Origin of the sequence: Paenibacillus sp. y28 (assembly GCF_037137075.1) — a bacterium.
Taxonomy (GTDB): domain Bacteria; phylum Bacillota; class Bacilli; order Paenibacillales; family NBRC-103111; genus JBBBNV01.
Window position 1 is genome coordinate 16,238 of the sequence record NZ_JBBBNV010000017.1, and the last position, 20,398, is coordinate 36,635.

The 20,398-nt window shown below is 55.8% G+C and carries 15 protein-coding genes and 1 pseudogene; 14 read left to right on the forward strand and 2 right to left on the reverse strand.

The window, feature by feature from the left end:
• Position 1: 1 nt before the first annotated feature.
• The 6 genes from WBG83_RS14310 to WBG83_RS14335 all read left to right on the forward strand — a co-directional run bounded on the left by WBG83_RS14310 (position 2) and on the right by WBG83_RS14335 (position 8,509).
• Positions 2-847 carry a class II fructose-bisphosphate aldolase gene (locus WBG83_RS14310; RefSeq protein WP_336745795.1) on the forward strand — a complete coding sequence of 282 codons (846 nt, stop codon included), beginning with the start codon at positions 2-4 and terminating at the stop codon, positions 845-847.
• Positions 844-2,304, forward strand: a complete 1,461-nt coding sequence (locus tag WBG83_RS14315; RefSeq protein WP_336745796.1) for a CoA-acylating methylmalonate-semialdehyde dehydrogenase — start codon at positions 844-846, stop codon at positions 2,302-2,304. The genes WBG83_RS14310 and WBG83_RS14315 overlap by 4 nt, the downstream gene beginning before the upstream one ends.
• Before the next feature lie 365 nt (positions 2,305-2,669).
• Positions 2,670-3,689 (forward strand): LacI family DNA-binding transcriptional regulator, encoded by a 1,020-nt coding sequence (locus tag WBG83_RS14320; protein WP_336745797.1) that lies wholly within the window; start codon positions 2,670-2,672, stop codon positions 3,687-3,689.
• A 366-nt stretch (positions 3,690-4,055) separates the two neighbouring features.
• Entirely contained in the window at positions 4,056-4,802 is a 747-nt protein-coding gene (locus WBG83_RS14325) for an MgtC/SapB family protein (RefSeq protein WP_336745798.1), read from the forward strand.
• A 347-nt stretch (positions 4,803-5,149) separates the two neighbouring features.
• Positions 5,150-7,648 carry a S1C family serine protease gene (locus WBG83_RS14330; protein ID WP_336745799.1) on the forward strand — a complete coding sequence of 833 codons (2,499 nt, stop codon included), beginning with the start codon at positions 5,150-5,152 and terminating at the stop codon, positions 7,646-7,648.
• 255 nt (positions 7,649-7,903) lie between these two features.
• Positions 7,904-8,509 carry a TetR/AcrR family transcriptional regulator gene (locus WBG83_RS14335; protein ID WP_336745800.1) on the forward strand — a complete coding sequence of 202 codons (606 nt, stop codon included), beginning with the start codon at positions 7,904-7,906 and terminating at the stop codon, positions 8,507-8,509.
• Positions 8,510-8,989: 480 nt separating this feature from the next.
• Here the strand turns inward: WBG83_RS14335 and WBG83_RS14340 are convergent, their stop codons facing one another.
• Positions 8,990-9,214: a DUF1450 domain-containing protein gene (locus WBG83_RS14340; RefSeq protein ID WP_336745801.1), complete on the reverse strand. Its 225-nt coding sequence runs from the start codon at positions 9,212-9,214 to the stop codon at positions 8,990-8,992.
• Between the two features lie 672 nt (positions 9,215-9,886).
• Between WBG83_RS14340 and WBG83_RS14345 the strand changes: the two genes are divergently transcribed.
• From WBG83_RS14345 to WBG83_RS14380, 8 genes and pseudogenes are all read left to right on the forward strand, one after another.
• Positions 9,887-10,048, forward strand: coding sequence for a hypothetical protein (locus WBG83_RS14345; protein WP_336745802.1), 162 nt, complete (start codon positions 9,887-9,889; stop codon positions 10,046-10,048).
• A 12-nt stretch (positions 10,049-10,060) separates the two neighbouring features.
• On the forward strand, positions 10,061-10,873 hold the full coding sequence (locus tag WBG83_RS14350) for a TatD family hydrolase (RefSeq protein WP_336745803.1): 813 nt from the start codon (positions 10,061-10,063) through the stop codon (positions 10,871-10,873).
• Between the two features lie 759 nt (positions 10,874-11,632).
• On the forward strand, positions 11,633-12,403 hold the full coding sequence (locus tag WBG83_RS14355; protein ID WP_336745804.1) for an NUDIX domain-containing protein: 771 nt from the start codon (positions 11,633-11,635) through the stop codon (positions 12,401-12,403).
• 255 nt (positions 12,404-12,658) lie between these two features.
• Complete coding sequence (pnuC, locus tag WBG83_RS14360; protein ID WP_336745806.1) at positions 12,659-13,336, forward strand: nicotinamide riboside transporter PnuC; 678 nt, start codon at positions 12,659-12,661, stop codon at positions 13,334-13,336.
• 135 nt (positions 13,337-13,471) lie between these two features.
• A complete protein-coding gene (locus tag WBG83_RS14365) occupies positions 13,472-14,533 on the forward strand; it encodes an AAA family ATPase (RefSeq protein WP_336745807.1) in 1,062 nt (353 codons plus the stop codon).
• Positions 14,534-14,603: 70 nt separating this feature from the next.
• Positions 14,604-14,777, forward strand: a pseudogene (locus WBG83_RS14370) (ADP-ribosylglycohydrolase family protein); the annotation flags it as partial.
• A 266-nt stretch (positions 14,778-15,043) separates the two neighbouring features.
• Positions 15,044-15,784, forward strand: coding sequence for a TIGR00266 family protein (locus tag WBG83_RS14375; protein WP_336745808.1), 741 nt, complete (start codon positions 15,044-15,046; stop codon positions 15,782-15,784).
• Between the two features lie 522 nt (positions 15,785-16,306).
• Positions 16,307-18,382 carry an S-layer homology domain-containing protein gene (locus tag WBG83_RS14380; protein ID WP_336745810.1) on the forward strand — a complete coding sequence of 692 codons (2,076 nt, stop codon included), beginning with the start codon at positions 16,307-16,309 and terminating at the stop codon, positions 18,380-18,382.
• A gap of 392 nt (positions 18,383-18,774) precedes the next feature.
• On the opposite strand, the gene WBG83_RS14385 is transcribed toward WBG83_RS14380, so the two are convergent.
• A complete protein-coding gene (locus WBG83_RS14385; protein WP_336745811.1) occupies positions 18,775-20,328 on the reverse strand; it encodes an AraC family transcriptional regulator in 1,554 nt (517 codons plus the stop codon).
• Positions 20,329-20,398: the final 70 nt, after the last annotated feature.

The following is a 20,398-nucleotide window of genomic DNA, read 5'->3' on the forward strand; positions in this document are numbered from 1 at the left end:
AGTGCTTGTTCATTTAAAAGAGCTCGTTCAGGCGGCGGCGCAAGCCGATTATGCGATTCCAGCCTTTAACGTATTCGGCTATGAGGATGCGATTGCCGTGGTGCGGGCGGCGGAAGCGGCGGCGGCGCCGGTTATTTTGGCAACGAATCTGCCTGCGGTGAAGCATATGCCGTTTCGGATCATCGCTCCGCTGCTGCGGCAGGTCGCCATAGACGCCAAGGTTCCGGTGGTGCTGCATCTGGACCACGGCAAGGACTATGACTATGTCGCTGCCGCCATTGAGCACGGCTATACGTCGGTCATGTTCGACGGCTCTCAGCTTCCGTTCGAGGATAACGTGCGGCAAACCCGGGCGATTGTTGAATTGGCGGCGCGTCACGGCATCTCCACAGAGGCGGAGATTGGCTCGGTCGGCTATAGCGACCCGTCGCTCGGACTCAAGCACGAATATTCCGATCCGGAGGAGGCGCGCCGGTTTGCAGAGGAGACCGGAGTGGACGCAGTTGCCGTATCCATCGGTACAGTGCACCGGATGGAGGTCCAGGGGGCCAGCATCGATTTTGACCTGCTGGCGCAAATCGAAGCGCGGGTGAAGACCCCGCTCGTGCTGCACGGATCGACCGGGGTGGCGGATGCGGATTTGCGGCGGCTTGCCGCAAGCCGGATTGCCAAGGTGAATATCGGCACGGCGCTGCGGATGGCGTTCGGCAAGACACTGCGTGCGGAGATGGAAGCCCAGCCGCAGCAGTTTGACCGGATACAATTGTTTCAGCGGCCAATGGAAGCCGTTCAGCAGGCTGCCCTGCACAAATTCCACATTCTTGGACTTGGGAGGAACGAAGCATGAGTACAACGACGAACGCACCACGTCTGGACAATTTTATCGGGGGCCGTTGGGTCGCCTCGGAAGCAACGAAGGTCGAAGCTGTTCCGAATCCGGCGACCGGTGAATTGCTGGCGCATGTGCCGCTGTCCACTAAGGCGGATTTGGACCGGGCTGTGCAGGTAGCGAAGGAAGCTTTTCCGACATGGAGCCGTGTAGCGGTGCCGCGCCGGGCCCGGATTTTGTTCAAGTATCAGCAGCTGCTGGTGGAGCATTGGGAGGAGCTGGCCCGGCTTGTAACGACGGAGAATGGAAAAAGCTACAGCGAGGCGTACGGGGAAGTACAGCGGGGCATCGAATGCGTCGAATTCGCCGCAGGCATTCCCACGCTGATGATGGGCTCGCAGCTGCCGGATATCGCGACAGGGCTGGAATCGGGAATGTATCGTTATCCGATCGGCGTTGTCGGCGGCATCTCGCCGTTTAACTTCCCGATGATGGTGCCTTGCTGGATGTTCCCGCTGGCGATTGCCTGCGGCAACACGTTCGTGCTCAAGCCGTCGGAGCGGACGCCGCTTCTGGCGAACCGTCTGGCGGAGCTGTTCAAAGAAGCCGGGCTGCCGGACGGGGTGTTCAATATTGTGCACGGCGCGCATGATGTCGTCAACGGCATTTTGGAGCATCCGGATGTTGCCGCGGTCTCATTCGTCGGTTCGCAGCCGATTGCGGAGTATGTGTACAAAACCGCCGCTGCCCACGGGAAGCGGGTGCAGGCGCTGGGCGGGGCGAAAAACCATTCCATCGTGCTGCCGGATGCGGATCTCGATTTAACGGTCAAAGAAATTACGAATGCGGCCTTCGGCTCGGCCGGGGAACGCTGCATGGCCTGCTCGGTCGTGGTGGCGGTAGGCGGTATCGGAGATGAGCTGGTGCGTCGTCTGCAGGAAGCGGCGAAGAACATAACTATCGGCAACGGCCTGGAGAACAACGTTTTCCTCGGTCCGGTCATCCGCGACGCTCACAAAGCGCGCACAGTCCAGTATATCGAAAAGGGTGTAGAAGAAGGTGCGGCTCTTGTATTGGACGGCCGGGAGCACCAGGCCTCCTCGGGAGAAGGATACTTCCTCGGTCCGACTATTTTTGACCATGCCCGGCAGGGAATGAAAATTTGGAACGATGAGATTTTCGCGCCGGTGCTGCAAATGATTCGTGTCGAGACGCTTCAGGATGCCGTGGCGCTGGCCAATCAGTCCGAATTCGCCAACGGCGCGTGCCTGTACACGGACAGCGCCAAAGCGGTCCGCGAGTTCCGCGACACCATCGATGCGGGAATGCTGGGCGTGAATGTCGGCGTTCCGGCGCCGATGGCGTTCTTCCCGTTCTCCGGCTACAAGAAATCGTTCTACGGCGACCTTCATGCAAATGGCAAGGACGGCGTTGAATTTTATACCCGCAAAAAAATGGTTGTGGCCCGTTACTAATTGCAGCCTTCAGGTCATCCGCGCGACTTACAGATTACCGTTACGCATGCCAAGGGTGTACATCTGTTTTCGTGAAATAGAAGCCATAGGCAGGGAGCTGGCGAGCAGCGCTAGAGGTTCGTTTCTGCAGCCGGATTTATACGATGAAACAGCGGCTTGCGATGGAAAAATCCGGCCAGGACAGCGAGCGCAGCCCTTTCCCTGCCGCGGGCCTCTCCATTTTCACCGGATCGCCGTTCCAGCCAGCCCTCCGATGCCCAGCCATCGTCAAATGGCGGCCAAAACGAATTGTCAAAGGCCCCGGGTTCGTATATGCTTAGGTGAAATGGACCAACAGTTGTAAACAGAAGGCGGAGGAGTGCAGCGTGGCGACTATATATGACGTGGCAAAAGAGGCAGGCGTCTCCATCGCTACAGTATCCAAGGTGATTAACCAGACCGGCCGGATTAGTGAGAAAACGAGGCAGCATGTGCAGGAGATTATGAAAAATCTCAATTATCAGCCCAGCGTCGTCGCCTCGGCGCTCACCAAGAAGCGGACGTACACGATCGGGCTGCTGATTCCTGATTTGGCGAACCCGTTTTTCGCCGAAATCGCCCGCAGTGTGGAGGATCGCGCCCACGAGCTTGGCTTTAATCTGGTCATCTGCAATACGGACAACGATCTGGCGAAGGAAGAGCGGTACACGGACTTGCTGCGGCAAAAAAGCGCGGACGGCATCATTCTGGCGACCGGGGTACGAAGCAACACCATGCTCAAAAAGCTGATGCAGCAAAAGCAGGCGATTGCGGTGATTGCCCGGGATATGCCTTCGCTGGCCGTGGATACGGTGCTGGTGGACGACTTCCTGGGCGGCTATCTGGCCGCCTCGCATCTCATTGAGCTGGGGCACCGGCATTTGGCGATTATTACCGAGAATCTGGAGGTCATGAGCAGCCGGGAGCGTCTGCGGGGCTGCAGGCAAGCGCTGGAGGAGGCCGGACTGGTCCTCGAGGACAAATGGGTCCGCGTCAGCGCGTTCGACGTGCAGGGCGGCAAGCAGACAGCGGCAAGCCTGCTCGATGAGGAGCACCCGCCGACGGCCATTTTTGCGTGTAACGATTTGCTAGGCATCGGCGTTATCCAGGCTGCCCGGGAGCGGGGTCTGACGGTACCGCGGGACTTGTCCGTGGTCGGGTTCGACAACACGATTTTGGCGACCATTATCGACCCGCCGCTGACGACCGTCGCGCAGCCGATTCAAGAGCTGGGCCGGCAAATTGTAGACCTCATCTCCCAGGAAATTAACGGGAACAAAGGCAGCAAGCAGCGTGTGGTGCTGCTCCCGGAGCTGGTGATCCGCGGATCTACAGGGCTATACCGGCCGGAGCAGCAGTCTGTCTGAATAAACGAGGCTTGGGACGACAGGGTGCAGTATGACGGTCTGTACCGGGAGAACAGGTGGCGGTTGGGGTCGACCGGCCGCCGCGCAGTACCGCAGCGCGCGGGTTGGAGCGGAGCGTATTTCGATCGGACGAAATACGCTTTTTTTCTATATATAAAGAACTGTACATAGCCGCATGAATTAGGAAGCGTTTCCGACAATAGTTGTATACAAACGCCCGGTTTTAGAATATTTTAATTCTATACTTTATTTCTATACCGGTGGTACAGCTGCATCGTGCAGGGGAACGGTACACCGCCTCTTCAGGGGCATGCCGAGACTATCCCGGACCGCATTCTTTATATTTGACCATAAGGGGGGAGCGGCATGGCTTGGTTCGATAGCGCCGATGTATGGCATATCAGCTATGTGGAATTAATTGTTCGTATGATTTTGGCGACCGTGCTGGGCGGTATGGTCGGGATTGAACGGGAATGGAGCAATCATGCTGCGGGCTTCCGGACGCATATTCTGGTGTGCCTCGGGTCGGCTACAATTATGCTGCTGTCCATTTACGGCTTTTCCGAGTTCGTCAACGAATCCCAGGTTCGGGTGGATCCGGCCCGGCTAGCCGCGCAGGTCATTAGCGGGATCGGATTTTTGGGCGCCGGGGCCATTTTGCGCAACGGGAACGTGATTAAGGGGCTGACAACGGCTGCTTCCGTTTGGGTTGTGGCCGCCATTGGCTTGTGTACGGGAGCGGGCTTCTATACGGGGGCTTTTATTTGCACCTTCTTTGTTCTGGTCAGCCTGTATGTGCTGAACAAGTGGGAGCGGCATATGCTTCGCCACCGCAGGGCATGCGATGTAGACATCGTCATCCGCGATGAGCCGGGAGCGCTCGGGCGGATTGCTTCCATTTTCGGTGAGCAGGGCATTCAAATCTCCAATTTGAAAATGAATCCGGCGGAAAGCCCGTCCAGCGAGGAGCCCCTTCCCTCTCTGATGACGCTCACGTTCCGGCTGCGCATGCAGCGGCAGGACAAGTTAATGGCGGCCCTGGAGCAAATCTCCTCCTTGAACACTGTGATCTCGATGGAAACACAGGATATGGTGTTGGCCAAAAACGGCTAGGAAGCAGCATCGTCTTCCGGAGCCAGGGACACTTTTCTGTGAAAGAGCTGCTTTCATACCGGGGATGCGACAGAAAGTCATGACGGTTTTTAGATAGATTCGCTCCAATCCTAGTCTTATAGACAGAATCCTGAAAGAAGGGGATTCTGTTTTTTTGGGCTAGTCGCCATTTCCAGGCGGCCCGGCTTTCCTTGAAATGGCCGGGGAATCGGTTGATTGAACTGATATGCAGCGGAGAAAAAAATTTTAACAGATGTTCCAATTGCTATTGTCGGATTCTATGTGATAGAGTCTATCTGATATACAAAATATGACAATGCTTGAATCAAGGGGAGAAGATGAAAAGGATGAGCAGATGGAGATTACGTCTGGTTCGGGCCGTATTCGCGGCAGCACTGCTGCTGGGCTCAACCGGAATGAGCGCCTATGCGGCGGACACAGGGACGGGGAGCGGAAGCATCCCGGATATTGTGCAAAAAACAACGTCCTCCGTGGTTGCGATTATCGGCAAGCCGACGGATAGCGGAACGTCGAAATCCTGGCAGGGCAGCCGTTATGATTTGGCGCACGGCACCGGCGTTATCGTACGCAGTGAAGGCTATATTGTAACCAATGCCCATGTTGTAAAGGATATGCGGAATTTGCTCGTTGTGACCGCGGACGGCAAATCCTACAACGGCAAAACGACGCATTATGATGAAGAAAGCGATTTGGCGCTGGTCAAAATTGAGGCCTCCGGGCTGCCGGCCGCCTCGTTCGCCTCGGCCTTCGACATTCGGGTCGGCGAGCCGGTCATGGCCATCGGCACGCCGCTGTCCTTTACGCTGCGCAATTCGGTTTCTTCGGGGATTGTCAGCGGGATGGAGCGGTCGGTTCAGTCCAAGTACCAGCTCATCCAGACCGACGCAGCCATTAACCCGGGCAATAGCGGGGGAGCCCTGGTGAACATGAAGGGGCAGGTTATCGGGATTAACACGATGAAATACGTGGAGTACGGAGTGGACAGCCTCGGCTTTGCCATTCCGGTAGATACCGTGCAGTATGTGCTGGATCAATTTTTTAAATATGGCAAGGTGAAGCGTCCGTATTTGGGCCTGGAGCTTGGCGAAAGCTGGGAATCGGTGGTAGGCCTGCCGACAGACAATGGGCTGGAGGTCACATACGTGGAGCCGGATTCTCCGGCGGCCAAGGCCGGGGTGAAGCAGGGAGATATCCTGCAATCGGTGGGCAGCACGAACACCCACACGCTGGTAGCGTTTAATGAAGCGCTCAAGAAGGTTTTGCCTGGGGAGACGGTGCGTCTGGGACTGAAATCCGAGGGCCTGCTGAAAAATATTGATGTGGTGGCCGAGGAGGATCATTCCAGCGGCACTGAGCTGGTACAGGCAGCGGATGGAACGTACATCGACGATGACCAGGGCAAAACCCAAATCGGCGACAGCCATTTCGGCTGGTCGATGAAATACTCGGCAGGCTTAATTAAAGCGAACCAGAGCGAGAACGGCAACCAGGTCGTTTTTATCGATGCCAAGGGTGAATATGCTATTCAGATTGCCATTCAGGAGAAGCAAAGCCTGAATTTGTCCCCTTTCAGTCTGATGCGCAAGGTCGGAGCCGACTATGGGGATACGGTGCTGGAAAAACGGTTCGTCGAGCAGACGCCTTACTCCTACGCCAAGCTGATCGCCAAGACGGAGGACGGGGAGTATTATGAGACCCGAGCCTTTCAAAAGGAAGATCAAATTTACAGCATAACGCTTTATATTCATGACGAAGCCAACTATGAAAAGGCGTTTAAGCGGAACAGCTATTTGGATGTGCTGGATTCGTTCGTACTGGCCTTTGACCCGGATGCCTCTGCAATGAAGGATATTTCCGTGTTCCAAAACCAGACGACGATTACCTCGGAATACGGCATCAGCTTCGACCTGCCGTCGGAATGGAAGGAGTTCGGCTACGGGAAGGAGCTCTCCTTCAGCAGCAAGGATGGCGAGCAGACTCTGGATGTGCGGGTGACCTCCGCTTCCTCCGGCGATACGCTGAAGGACTGGGTGTCCCGTCAAGAGAGCATGATAAAGGAAACCTACGTAGACGGCTACTTCACGGTAGATGGTCCGAAGGAAACGGCCGCTGGCGGGGTATCCGCGCTGGAGGCCCGGTATGAAACGACGATGGGCGACAAGTGGCGTGTCGACCGGCACATTTATCTGATTAAGGATAAATTAAAATATGATTTCCAATTCAACTATCCGAAATCAGCGAAGAGCGAAGATATTGACGGTGTTGTCGACGGAGTATTGAAGTCGCTGCAGTTTTCCAAGGAGGCGCTGAACGCGTCTATCGGCTTTATTCAGGATGAGGATGACCTGCGTGACAAGCAGCGGACAGTGACTTACAGCAGCACCAAGTATCCATACTCTCTCCAGGTGCCAGAGGTGTGGTCATGGTCCAGCAACAGCGTGTATGATGATTACGGCTATGGAGAGAATTACAAAACGTTCTCCTTCATCGGCGGCAGCCTGGGGGTTACGGCGGATGACAGCACCAAGCTGGAGGATGTGCTTAGCAAGACGGAGAAGGAATACAAAAAAAATGCTGAAACCGATGCGGACTACGTCTATGAATCGACTCAGGAGGAGCTATTCGGAACAACCGTTCAGAAATATGCGCTGAAGTATAAGACCAAGAGCGTGCCGTACACCTCAGAGGAATACTTGTTCCAAAACGGCGATGTAGTGTACACGCTGAAGCTGCGCATTAACGACGCGGTGAAGACGGAGGAGCAGTGGCAGCGCATTCAGACTGCGATCCGTTCACTCACGTTTGAAGAGAAATCTGCTCAGTGAGAACCCGTGCCGTACACCGGTAAACCGGGCAACTGAAACAACGGCGCCCCGCCATAAAAGCGGGGCGCCGTTGTTAATATAGCAGAGATTGTAATGAGAGAAAGCCGACAGCTGGTGCAGGAGAGAAATAAAGAAGCTTGCGGGAAAAGCGCGGGTGGCGAGAGCGAGCGCATGAGTACATGGCCCGGTTCTTTACAAACCGACCGTCGGTTGTCATAATGGAAGCAAACATAATCAGGAGAGGAGAGGCTGAGCATGATGACAGATAACCGGGGGAATCCTAGCTTTCAGCTGCTGCTGGAAACGACGGAGCGGCTCATTCGGCAAAAGGGCTGCCGCAGCACGACGATGCAGGATATTATGCAGGAGACAGGTCTTTCCAAGGGCGCTATTTATTATTACGTCAAGAGCAAGGAGGAGCTGTTCGGCGTACTGCTGCATGACAAGCTCGTGCAGATGGACGCGCGATTCATGGAAGCGGCCCGCCAGTCCAAAGGGCTCGAAGACCCGCTTAGTATTATTGCGCAGGGGCAGCGTGGCGGGCATCATGAAGGCGAGGTCGTCAACCGGGTGCTCATCTATTTGCTTGGGCAAAAGGATAAGCCGGGCATTGCCGAGCTGCTGGACCGTTTCCACGAGGCCTGGCTGCGCACGGCCGCGCAGTGGATTGAGATTGGGCAGCGGAGCGGGGTTATTCCCGCGGACATGCCAGCCCGCAAAACGGCGGAATTATTCACCCTGCTGTCGTACGGGATGAGAATGCGGAATATGATGGCCGGCGATCCGGAGGAGGTCTTGTTCACCGATCGGGATTTTTTGGAGTTCATGCGGACAACTCTGCAGGGAGAGCGGAACGGCTGAAGGAAAATTTCCGGAGACGGCAGGAAATGAGGGCATGTCTATCGAATAGTAAGCTGTCTATTTCCCTACTTCTGTGTGAATCAGCATGATAATCAGACGAAATTGGGCGGAGGCCGCACATCCCGTGACTCAGGTCAATGCGGATTCGGCTGGCGCGCTCGGAGAGCTGGTGAACATGAAAAATGCGGGTTTTGGTAAGTGGGATTTGTGCGTGCTTAATGGTCGCCAATTGGTGGCATTTGCTTGATGAGGCGAATCCGGTATGGATGCGTACCATGTTCGGGGTTTCCGGTGCCGTCTCGCTGTGCTTCGGCTTATACGTTTCCAGGCTGCTGCGCAGGAAATAGGTGCTTCGGGAGGCGGCGAAACTTCCGGTTGAGACGGTAAAGCGATAAAAAAGGCGATAACCTGCGGTGTTTTACGTGCACCATGGTTCTCGCCGTTTATAATTTAGTTCATGCTTTGTTAAGCATGGAGAGATTAAGCCAGAAGCTCCTTCAGCTGTTTGTACAGCTCATCGGCTGTCGAGGCGCGGACAAGCTTTTTATTTTTACCGAACGAAACGACACACTGCTTGGAGCACATTTTACAGCAGCCCAGGCAGTCTTTTTTCTTTTGCTTGATGTCGGGGAACTTTTTCTCAATTTTCTTGTAGATGAGCTTGGTGCCCTGCTTCATGTTTTTACAGCAGTATCTTAATTTCACCTCTGCACCCTCCCTGAACAATGATTTTCATTCTCGCCGACATGATTATGATAATCGTTTTCACGAGGGGCGTCAAGGTTTTTTCGTGCTGCGGCAGCATGACAGGACCGAGCAAAATATGCACCTATCTGCAGGTAAACAGGTACCCAAATTAACCGTCAGGCAGGCAAGGAATAGGACTTGCACGGCGGCCTCATGGATACGACATGCGAGGCTGGCTTCCTGCCAGGAACGCGTGTAGATCCCTCGTTGCGATTGCCAGGCGCTTTATACCATGGCGGCGATTCACTGGTGGGATTCCGATGTCAAGAGATGAAATTTTTAAAACTAAAAAGTCCTTTTATTAGGTGTATTGACACAAATTGACTGTTGATAGTAAGATGCTACTAATATTGTTATGGAAAAGAGGCCGATCCTATGCGTGGACGTAACCAAATCATGCAGGCGCGGCAACTTCCTTCCGACTCAACGGATTGGCCTCAGCGGGCCGGTACCGGGCTGACATATCATTCGAACGGCTGTTTTTTCTTGTAATAGGCGTCCTGTTTTTTTGAACAGCAGGATCGCTTCGGGGACAATACAACGCTAGTTCATATCACTAGCCCGTTGATTATCCGCAGGCTGAGCGCCTGCGCTTTTTTGCTGTACCGGCAGCAGAAAAACCATAGTTTTATGAATATGCTGGCCTGGCACTATGAACAGGAAGTACCCGTGGAACGGCTTGCTCAAGAATGGATAGGGAATCTGGCGAAGGGGCAGTCTCAGTCCTGGCTGGTGGAGGAATCCGCCTGCCAGGCCGGCTTTCTTCCTAACAACCAAACGATGATAGTATAGAGGGGATTAGAGATGATGACGACGTTCATTGATATCGGTGTCAATTTGATGCACCGTTCCTTTGCGGAAGACCGGGATCAGGTTATTTCGCGGGCAGAGGCTGCCGGCGTAAGCCCGCTCATTATTACGGGAACGAGCCTGCGTTCCAGTGAGGAGGCCGCCCGTTATGCCAAAGCCCGTCCGGGAAAGCTGTACAGTACGGCAGGAGTTCATCCTCATGATGCCAAGCATTTTCATGCGGGGACAGCCCGAAGGCTGGAGGAGCTGGCAGGTCTGCCGGAGGTTGTGGCCATCGGGGAGTGCGGGCTCGATTATAACCGGGATTTCTCCCCGCGTTCGGCGCAAATTGCTTGTTTTACCGCTCAGGTGGAGCTGGCCTGCCGGACGGGGCTGCCGCTGTTTTTGCACGACCGAGAGGCGCACCATGATTTTATGAAGGTGCTTCGCGAGCATAAGGCGCAGCTTCCCGCAGCTGTCGTACACTGCTTTACGGGCAGTGCGTCAGAGCTGGAGGCGTATTTGGCGGCCGGCTTTTATATCGGAATCACGGGCTGGATTTGCGATGAGCGGCGCGGAAAGCCATTGCAGCAGCTGGTCCGCCGGATTCCGCTGGATCGGCTGCTTGTGGAGACGGATGCCCCGTTCCTGACGCCAAGGGACCTGCCGGTGAAGCCGGACAACAGCCGGAATGAGCCGGTCTATTTGCCGCATGTGGTGCAAAGACTGGCCCGCTGCCTTGGTGTTCCGGCGGAGCAGGTGGCGGCGTCCTCGACGGCGAACGCGCACAACTTATTCGGAATCGGGCCGGAGCGTCAAAAAGCTTAAGATGCGAAAGGGCCTATGGGCCTGTCCCGGCTGGAAGAAATCCTCCTGCATACCACCCGCTAGTAAGTATTTATTCTGGAATATGGCGTACCACAAGCAGATGTGGCCCGCTTAAGCGAAGAGCCCCTGTCCGGCGGTGCGCCGGGCAGGGGCTTTGAACTGAACAAGGGCAGATATGGCTGGGGATTATGCCGGTTGCATGGCGTTCAAGGTGAATAGGGGCATCCTGATCTTGTTGTTATACAAGTACAGCACATTATTCCAATATCCATGAACAGCAGCGGATCACTGCAATTGTGGGAGGGGCTGCCTTCTTCTTCAGTCGGGTGCCGGCACCGCTTTGGGCAAAGCGATGCCGGTTCCGCCTCTAACATGACAGCTGCTGCGCTATGCTAAAGGGGGCTGGGGGCGCATGAAGCTGACTGACCAGAGAAACGCAGAGCGTCGTACGCAGAAGAGAGCCATTTGTTCAAAGAGGCATCTCTCCTTTTCCGAAGCAAGTTGGAGGCTTGGGAAATCGATGTCTTATTACAAACAGAGACAAAATACGACATTTTATCTCCAGAACCCTCCTCATTCCTAGTTCCATTGGACTAGTATAGCAGGCGACTCTGAACAGATTCTGAACATCAGGGACTCGTAAACCTTATTTCTAAAACCAATCCGCCTGAAGTCAAGGGGAATATCATAAAGGTGTTGACATTTTCTTTTAAAATGTCATAATGATAATATTAAATCGAATGTAAGGGGTAATCTGCCATGGAAACAGACCATGAACGTGCCTATGATCCCGGAAAATACCGGACACCGGACGGAGCGCCCGCGGATATTGTCATTTTTACTATTACATCCGAGCCGCAGCAGCGGGGAACGAAGTCCCTTCCGAAGCGGACGCTGGAGGTGCTGCTGGTCAAACGCAAGGCATGGCCGTTCGCCGGTATGTGGGCGCTGCCGGGCGGCTTCTCTCACGAAACCGAGACGATGTACGAAACCGCCAGCCGGGAGCTTCAGGAGGAAGCGGGCATTGAAGGAGTGCATATGGAATATCTGAATGTATACAGCGAGCCGGGGCGGGACCCGCGGGGGTGGATGATTTCCCATGCGTTTTGCGCTTTGGTGGAGGAGCGCAAGCTGCTGTCTCGCAGAGCAGCCTCCGATGCCTCCGAGGTTGGCTTGTTTCCGGTAGAAGAGGCGCTGTCCGCCATGAAGCTGGCCTTCGATCACCGGCGGATTTTGCAGGATGCGCTGGCGCGCATACGTGAGCAAATGCTGCTGACCACGATTGCCAGAGCGTTTTTGCCGGAGGAGTTTACGCTGGGAGAGCTGTATCAAATTATTCGTACCGTAGTGCCGGATTTTGAAGAGGCCAATTTTATCCGCAAAATGAAATCGACGCGCAGCCGGAGCGGGGTGCTGGAGGAGGTGCTGGACAGCGCCGGGCTCCCGAAGACGTCCAACCGTTATTCCCAGCGGGCGGCGCAGCTGTACCGGTTCACCGGCGAGATGCCGAAGCTGTCCTTGTACAGCTAAGCTTGTCCGGCCGAATCCGGGCGGCTCTATTGGCACTCGTGCGGGGGATCGGATGGAACTGACAAGCATCCGGGTCTGTGGACAAAAGCGAAGCCGTTTATCCGGCTGTATCCTGGCGGAAATCGCAGCGTGCTTCTGAGTTCCATGATGATTGGGCTGCTAACGGGCCGCTGTTTTCATTACAGAGCCCCGCTTTTTATGCGGCAACTGATAATGTCATAATGACATTATAATTATTTTGGTGGGAGTGATGATATGAAAAAGCTTGGACTGCTCGTAATTATGCTGCTTGGTCTGTGCGCCGCCGCTTATTTCACCTCTTCGTCGGCACTGGAATTTACGGCGACCCTGAGCGGGCTGCTGTGCGTTTGGCTGACCGCCCGTCAAAACATTTGGTGCTGGCCGATTGGCCTTGTTAATGTGATTTGTTTTTTTGCGATGTTTTATGAGGCGAAGCTGTATGCGGATATGCTGCTGCAGGTGTTCTTTTTCGTCATGAGTGTTCAAGGCTGGATTGTCTGGCTGACCGGGAGAGGAACGGCCAAGGTGCGGCCGACACGGCGGCTCACGCTGCTGCGGGGCATTCTGCTCGGTATTGCCGTCATTGCCGTGACCGGAGGCTGGGGAATGGTGCTGGAGCGGTATACGGATGCATCGATTCCGTACCTGGACGCGTTCCTTGCCACCTTAAGCTTGGCTGCCCAGCTGCTGCTCTCCAGCAAGGTGCTGGAGAACTGGGTTGTCTGGATTGCGGTAGATGTTTTGTCTGTCGGGATGTATGCCTATAAGGAGCTGTATCTGATTGCGCTATTATACGCAGTATTTCTGGGCATTGCGGTGTCAGGGCTGCTGAGCTGGCGCAGCGAGCTGCAGTTACACGCGTGGCCGGGAGCACGGCCGCTATCGACGGCGGATCAGCCGGAATATCGCTGACAATGCCGTGAAGGTGTAAAAAGAGCGCCGGGGGAAGGCGGTCCGGCACCGGAGAAGCATGGCACAGCAAAATCGACCCAGCCGATGCTTCGGCAGATAGATGAAGACATAACGACGCGCAAGGAGGAATACAGCATGGTTAATGCAACGGTAGGCTTGACGCTTGGCAAGTTCGCCCCGCTGCACCGCGGGCACCAATATATGATAGAAACCGCGCTGCGGGAGACGGATCGGGTGATTGTCGTCATTTATGATTGCCCGGAAACGACGAGCATCCCGTTGCCGGTCCGGGCGAATTGGTTTCGGGCGCTGTATCCGGCGGCGGAGGTTTTAGAAGCCTGGAACGGGCCGCAGGAAACCGGCTATACCCCGGACATTATGCGGAAGCAGGAGCAGTACATTTTTGCTTTGCTGGACGGGCGGCAGGTGACTCATTTTTATTCCAGTGAGCGGTATGGGGAGCATATGAGCCAGGCGTTGGGAGCGATTGACCGGCGGGTTGATCCGCAGCGGCTGACGTTTCCGGTATCCGGAACGCAGGTGCGAAGGGACCCGTATGCTGCGCGCGCGTTCGTCCATCCCCGGGTATACCGGGATTTGGTGACGACGGCCGTGCTGCTGGGCGCTCCTTCGACCGGGAAGACGACGCTGGCCCAGGCGCTGGCAGAGCGGTACGGGACGGCGTGGATGCCGGAATACGGCCGTGAATATTGGGCTGCGCATCAGCTAGACCGCCGTCTGACGCCGGATCAGCTCACTGAAATTGCGGAAGGGCATCTGGAGCGGGAGGATCGGCTGATAACGGAGGCGCGGGAAGTGCTGTTCGTGGATACGAACGCGATCACCACGTACATGTTTGCTCTGGATTATCATGGCACGGCGGCTCCCCGCTTGACCGAGCTGGCTGACCGGGCCGCAAGCCGGTACGATCTCGTGTTTCTTTGTATGGACGATATTCCGTACGACGATACATGGGACCGTTCGGGCGAGATGGAACGCGGGATTTTTCAGCAAAAAATAACCGCCGACCTGCAATCGCGCCGCATTCCGTTTATTCCGCTGCACGGCAGCCTGGAGAACCGGCTGCGGGAGGCGGGCCGGGTGCTGGAGCGCTACCGCAAATACGACAGTGTAGGCAAGCTGTGGCTGGAGGCGCTGGAGGATTCGGCCTTTCCAAAAAGGAGCGGAACCGTATGATTAGGAGTCCGGGTGTAAAGCCGGAACAAGTGAGCCGCTACATTGGCAGCTTGCTGGGACTGGCTGCAGGAGATGCGCGCTTCAGGTCGTCAATTTGGGCGAAGAGGCCGATACGACCGGCGCGGTGTGCGGGCAGCTGGCGGACGCTTACGATGGAGCGGAGGCGATCCCGGCGCGGCGGCGGGAACGGCTTGCCCTTCGGGAGCGGATTGAAGGCTTGGCGATAGGGCTGCTTCCGGCGTAAAAGGGGGAAAGCCTCCTGAATGCCGTCTGGAAGAGCTCCGGCTCCATCAAGGACGAGAAGCGGGGCCTGTATTTGCTCCTGCGGGGCCTGCGGGTGTACGTATTTCAAGGCAAATAAGTAAGGCGTGTGCCGGATGCAGCAAGGAAATGGACTGTTTTTTGAAGAATAAGTAAGCGCGAAGAATAAGTAAGCGCTGTGCCGCATTACATGATGAAGATGAACGAAATTATTGACGATTATGCCGAAATGAAGAGGAGATGTTCCCGTTGAACGCACACGAGATTGATTATGTCATCCATGGACATGAAATGCAGTTTGTTGAAATCGGCTTGGACCCTGGCGAGAGCGTGGTTGCCGAAGCGGGCAGCTTCATGATGATGGACGCCGGTATTCAGATGGAAACGATTTTTGGCGACGGCAGCGGGGAGAACAAGGGCCTGATGGGCAAGCTGTTCGGTGCAGGGAAGCGGCTGCTGACCGGAGAAAGTCTGTTTATGACCGTCTATACGAACCGGGGCAGCGGCAAGCAGCAGGTCTCCTTCGCCTCTCCGTACCCGGGCAAAATAATTCCGCTGGATCTCAGCGATTTGGGCGGCAAGGTGATTTGCCAGAAGGAAGCTTTTCTGTGTGCGGCCAAGGGCGTATCGGTCGGCATTGAATTTCAGCGGAAGCTGGGCGCGGGATTTTTCGGCGGCGAAGGCTTTATTATGCAAAAAATTGAAGGGGACGGTCTGGCCTTCGTGCATGCTGGCGGTATGGTCGTAGAGCGTGTTCTCCAGCCCGGCGAGCTGCTTCGCCTGGATACCGGCTGCCTGGTGGCCATGACGCAAGGCATTGAGTACAGCATTGAATTTGTAAAAGGCATTAAAACAGCCTTGTTCGGCGGCGAAGGCTTGTTCTTCGCTACGCTGCGGGGCCCGGGCAAGGTCTGGGTGCAGTCGCTGCCGTTCAGCCGTCTGGCCGATCGGATGCTGGCCGTTGCGGGAACCGGCGGGAAGAGCGAGTAGCTGCAGCAGGCGCTCTCAGGAGGGCGAGCCGCTGCGCCGTGTTTAACCCCTAGCTTCTTGAAGTGCAGAATAAGACAATTCATCTTGTAATCTATGATGAATTTCGTATAATGCGACCGGTCTGCTATGCACGGGAGCTTCCTGCGGTAGCGCCCCAAACGGGCCCCGTCTTCAGCGGGGCTTATTTTTAATGCCTGAATAAACATTTAAACATATGGTCCGCGAAAAATTAACGCGATGCATGGTTTACGCTGTGTATAAACAGACAAAAGATGCATCCTATTCAGGGGATAGGCGGCTTGTCTGATGCTGTCATGCCAGGCGGGGCGGGGGCGCTATTGAAGGTGCAGGGTGGTTCTTCCATTAGAAAGCATCGTTAAAAATTGATATACTATGCAACATCTAACCCTACTGCAGCGTCCGATGTAAAAGACCGTTGATCATGCTTGAACCGTATACAGGTGACATACAACCGCATGAATTTGTTGAGGAAAGATATTTGAAGCTGGAGGTGCGCAAGGCATGCACAAAATACGATACAGCCTGCTGCTGGGAATGGCTGTGGCGATTGCCGCCGGCCCGTTGTCCGCATTCGCGGGACAGACGGAGTCGCTATCCGTCTCCCTGCAGTCACCCGGAGGACAAACCTATGCAACAGGCGAGGTTCCGGTCAACATACCGCTGCAGCTGAAAGCCGTAGCGATTTCAGATTCCGGGGAAAGCCGGGATGTGACGGCGGAAACCGTGTTTAGCTCCTCCAATACATCGGCAGTGGCGATCCATTCGGCGGGGAGCGTAACGGTGAGCTCCTTGACGGGGCTGCCCGGTGTCATCAAGGCCGTTTATGACGGAGTAAGCACGGAGCGGACGCTTGATTCCGCTTCACCGGACTCGCTCACCTTCACGATAGCGGATCTAACCATGGACCCTGGAATCGTTATTCCGTTTACGTTGACTGGCAAATATGGCGCCGATCAGGCCGATTTCACACAGCTGGCCCGGTATGAAACCTCAGATGCCGCTATCGCGACAGTGACTGCGGACGGGATTGTCGGCCACCGGGCAGGCTCGGTGACGATTACCGCAATTGCCGGGGAGACGGAGGCGTCCGTGAAGCTGTTTGTGACTAACGGGCTGGAGGACCCCTATTGGGGTGTGGACAAACAGACGGTACTGCGACAGCAGGAGAAAGGAATCGCCTATTTAAATGAAATTCGGCAGGATGCCGGATTAAACCGTCTGGCGGAGAACGAAAGCCTCAACTGGTCCGCACAGGCGCACAGCAAGTATTTGGCCTCGAATCCTAATGGAGATTTGTACACGGAGCAGGCGGGTAAAACGAACTTCTTCGGCGCGGATATCGGTCACCGGGCAGCCATGTTCGGTTATGATTACGAGTTCATTACGGAAGCGGTCCTTCCGGTCGGCAGCTCTGCCGAAACGGCTGTACAGCGTATGATCGATTCACCTTACCAGCGCATCAAATTGCTGGATCGGCAGGTCGCGGAAGTGGGGATTGGCATCCAGCCCGGCGGAACACCGTGGACTGTCATTGATTTAGGAGACCGCTCCAATCTGGTCGTGCATGCCAACAAGCCGGTGATGTACCCGTATGACGGACAAAAGGGGGTTCCGGCCTCCTGGAATGGCAACGGAGCCTTTGCTCCCCTGAAGGCCTATGGGAAGGAAGCGGCCGATGTGGGGTACCCCATCTCCATCTCGGTGGCGGCGGAGTCAACCCTTCATAACATTCAGGCAGCTATACGCAGCGGATCAGGCAAGAGTATTCCTTTTTATGATACAGACGGTGAAAAAGATGGCGTTGCAGGAAGAAACTATGTGGTTCTGATTCCCCAGGAGCCATTGGAGCCTTCCACCACGTATATTATCGATGTAAAGGGAGAAGCCGTGGATGAAGACGGCAATAAAGTATATTTGGACGAAGCCTGGTCTTTTACTACCGCTTCGAGCAAGACGGCTTCTGACGGAACAGGCGCGGCCAGCCCGAATCCGGGAACGACTGACGGCGGAAGCGGGACAGCCGCAGGACCTGCTGCGGACCGCTTCACGGACGTGAAGGGCCACTGGGCGGAGGAAACCTTGAGCTGGGCGGCGGATCAGGGCATTGTCGAAGGCTATGAAGACGGTATCTTGCGTCCGGACCAGACGGTAAGCGAGGCTGAAATCGTAATTCTGTTTTTGCGTTCATACGGGCTGCTGGGGGTGCAGGATAATACCGGTTCATCCGGACACTGGTCCGACAGCAGCTATCGGGCGGCGGCGGCATTGAACATGCCTGTGCTGGGCGCAAGCGATGCCGCGATCCGGGATGGGGCGGTGCTGCGCGGTACCGTAGCGGAAATCATCGCCGGTGCGGACGGACAGCATCTGAACGGTGATGACGCGATTCATTATTTGCTGGCCAAAGGCTATTCGAACGGAAAAACAGACCGGTCCGTTTCGGGCTACCGGGGCGCAGATGTATTGACCCGGGCTGAGGCGCTGCAGTTTATCCGCAATTTGAAGAGCCAGCTTGTTCAGTGGCAAGCCCGACCGGTGGAGCCGACATCCGCCGATAGGCTGCCGCCGCTTGAATGAGCGAAGCACGGAGATTCATTACAGTTACAGAATAGCAATCGGGCCTTTGGCGGCCGCGATGTCTTCTGGCAAATGCTCTTCCCCATAGCCTGGCCTGTAATACGCATGACGGCATGAGGTGGTTTGGCAGTCCGCTTCCAGCCTCCCTTTACAGAAACACCCTGTTTTCAGAAGAGCGTCAGGCTTCTGAGAACAGGGTGTGTTTGATTGGGCTTCGTTCTAAGCGGAGGGCGACAGCAGCTGCGATTGTGCTGCCAGTCGGTGAATTCGTTCCTTCCAGTTGCTGAAGCGGCGAAAAATGCGGCCGCTCTCGCTCAGTCTTGGCTCTGCTGCTCGGCGGCTCCCGGCGAGGGGCCTCACTGTATTGAGGGAGGCCCGGCAGGTGCGCGGGGTTAGCGCCCCAAGGTATTTTCCAGTACGTCAAGAATACGGTTTCTGCCCGGCGGGGTCCAGCTCATAAACAGCCAATTCGGGATGAAATGGAGGAAGCAGACCTCCTGCAGCTTGTCATAGAACGGGTCTTCCGGCTGTATCCCGGCTTTGCCAATCAGAAAGAGGTGGTCCGCTTCCAGCGCGGGCAGCTCCTCCGCAGGCAGCTCCCTGCGCATCTTATTCCTCGGTACATCCCTTCCCGGCATCAGGCCAAGCCCTTCGTAGAGCAGTTCATTGAGGGGATGGCTGATGGTTCCCTGTATCCTGACTCTGGTCGGAACGACCTGCATCACGGTGACGCTTTGCTGTTGCGCTGTCCGGCTGAACCGTTCCCGCAGGGCGGCGATCCGTTCTTCCATTTGCGCAAACGTTTGGTCGGCCTCCTGCTCGCGGCCGACCAGCTCGGCGATTCTTTGATGATTGACGCGCCAATCCAGATGGTGCTCCAGAATCACGGTCGGGGCAATCTGCTTGAACGCTTCATAAAAAGGATGATGGAAAAAGTCCCCGATAATGAGATCCGGCTTTACCATCCGCAGCTGCTCCAGCTGGGACAGCATCCGCCGATCATACTCGGCATCGTCGATTTCCGGGTACCGGTAGCAGTCAACAGCTGCAACCGCCTCCATACCGATAGAGGACAGGTTGTCCTGATAGCTTGTACGCGAGGCTGTAGCCACACGCAGCCGTTCTCTCTTGATAAATAGCGTCGGGGCGATACCTACCGTTTCCTTAAAAATGCGGCTGAAATAATATTCGCTCCCGTACCCGACAAGTGCGGCAACCTCCTTGACCGATTGGCCCGGGGACAGCTGCTCTTTGGCGGCATTAATCCGTATCCGGTTAAGGTAGTCCGTCGGAGAGACGCCGTGGGCGCGCTTGAAGCTTCGGCAAAATGCATTAGGAGTAAGCCCGGCAATGTCGGCGAGCGTTTCCCGGCTAATTTTTTCGCGAAAATGGTGATGCATGTAGGCGATGCAGGAATCAATGCCGCTATTGGCGGCGGGAACGGCTTCCTGCGGCAGGCTCTCCCGAACCAGAAGATCCAGCAGGGCCTGCAGCTGGAGATCCGGCGGATGGGCTTCCGCCTGTCCTTGAAAGGAACGGAGAATCTGCTCGAAGCGCTCCTGAATTTGTGCCGGATCCGTCACCGGTATACGTCCCGGAGGGAGCAGGCGCGCAGCCGGACGGCGATCGCCGCCCAGCCTCCAGCGCCCATTGCGCTTGCTGGCGGTCAGAGGCTCCAGGAATATAACATAATATTCGGTTTCCCTCGTGCGGGCTTCGGCCTCGACTTCAGCGCCGGACTCCATATAGTACAGCTGCTGCGGTTCAACCGCATGCGCGGTATCGTTTAACCGGAGGCTCCCTTTGCCCTTGGTAATGAAGCAAAGCGCCGGGGCGGGCAAACGCTTGTACGAGAGACGGAAGCCCTTGGTCCGGCGGAATTTGCGTACGGATGAGAGCAGATACAGTGTGCGGGGGATCATCTGGACGGACAGCTGCGCAGCCATTTCCATTGCTCCTTTTCTGGTTAAAGGTAGTATTGAAGCGGGATGGCTTCAACGGCTCTGCAATAACAGG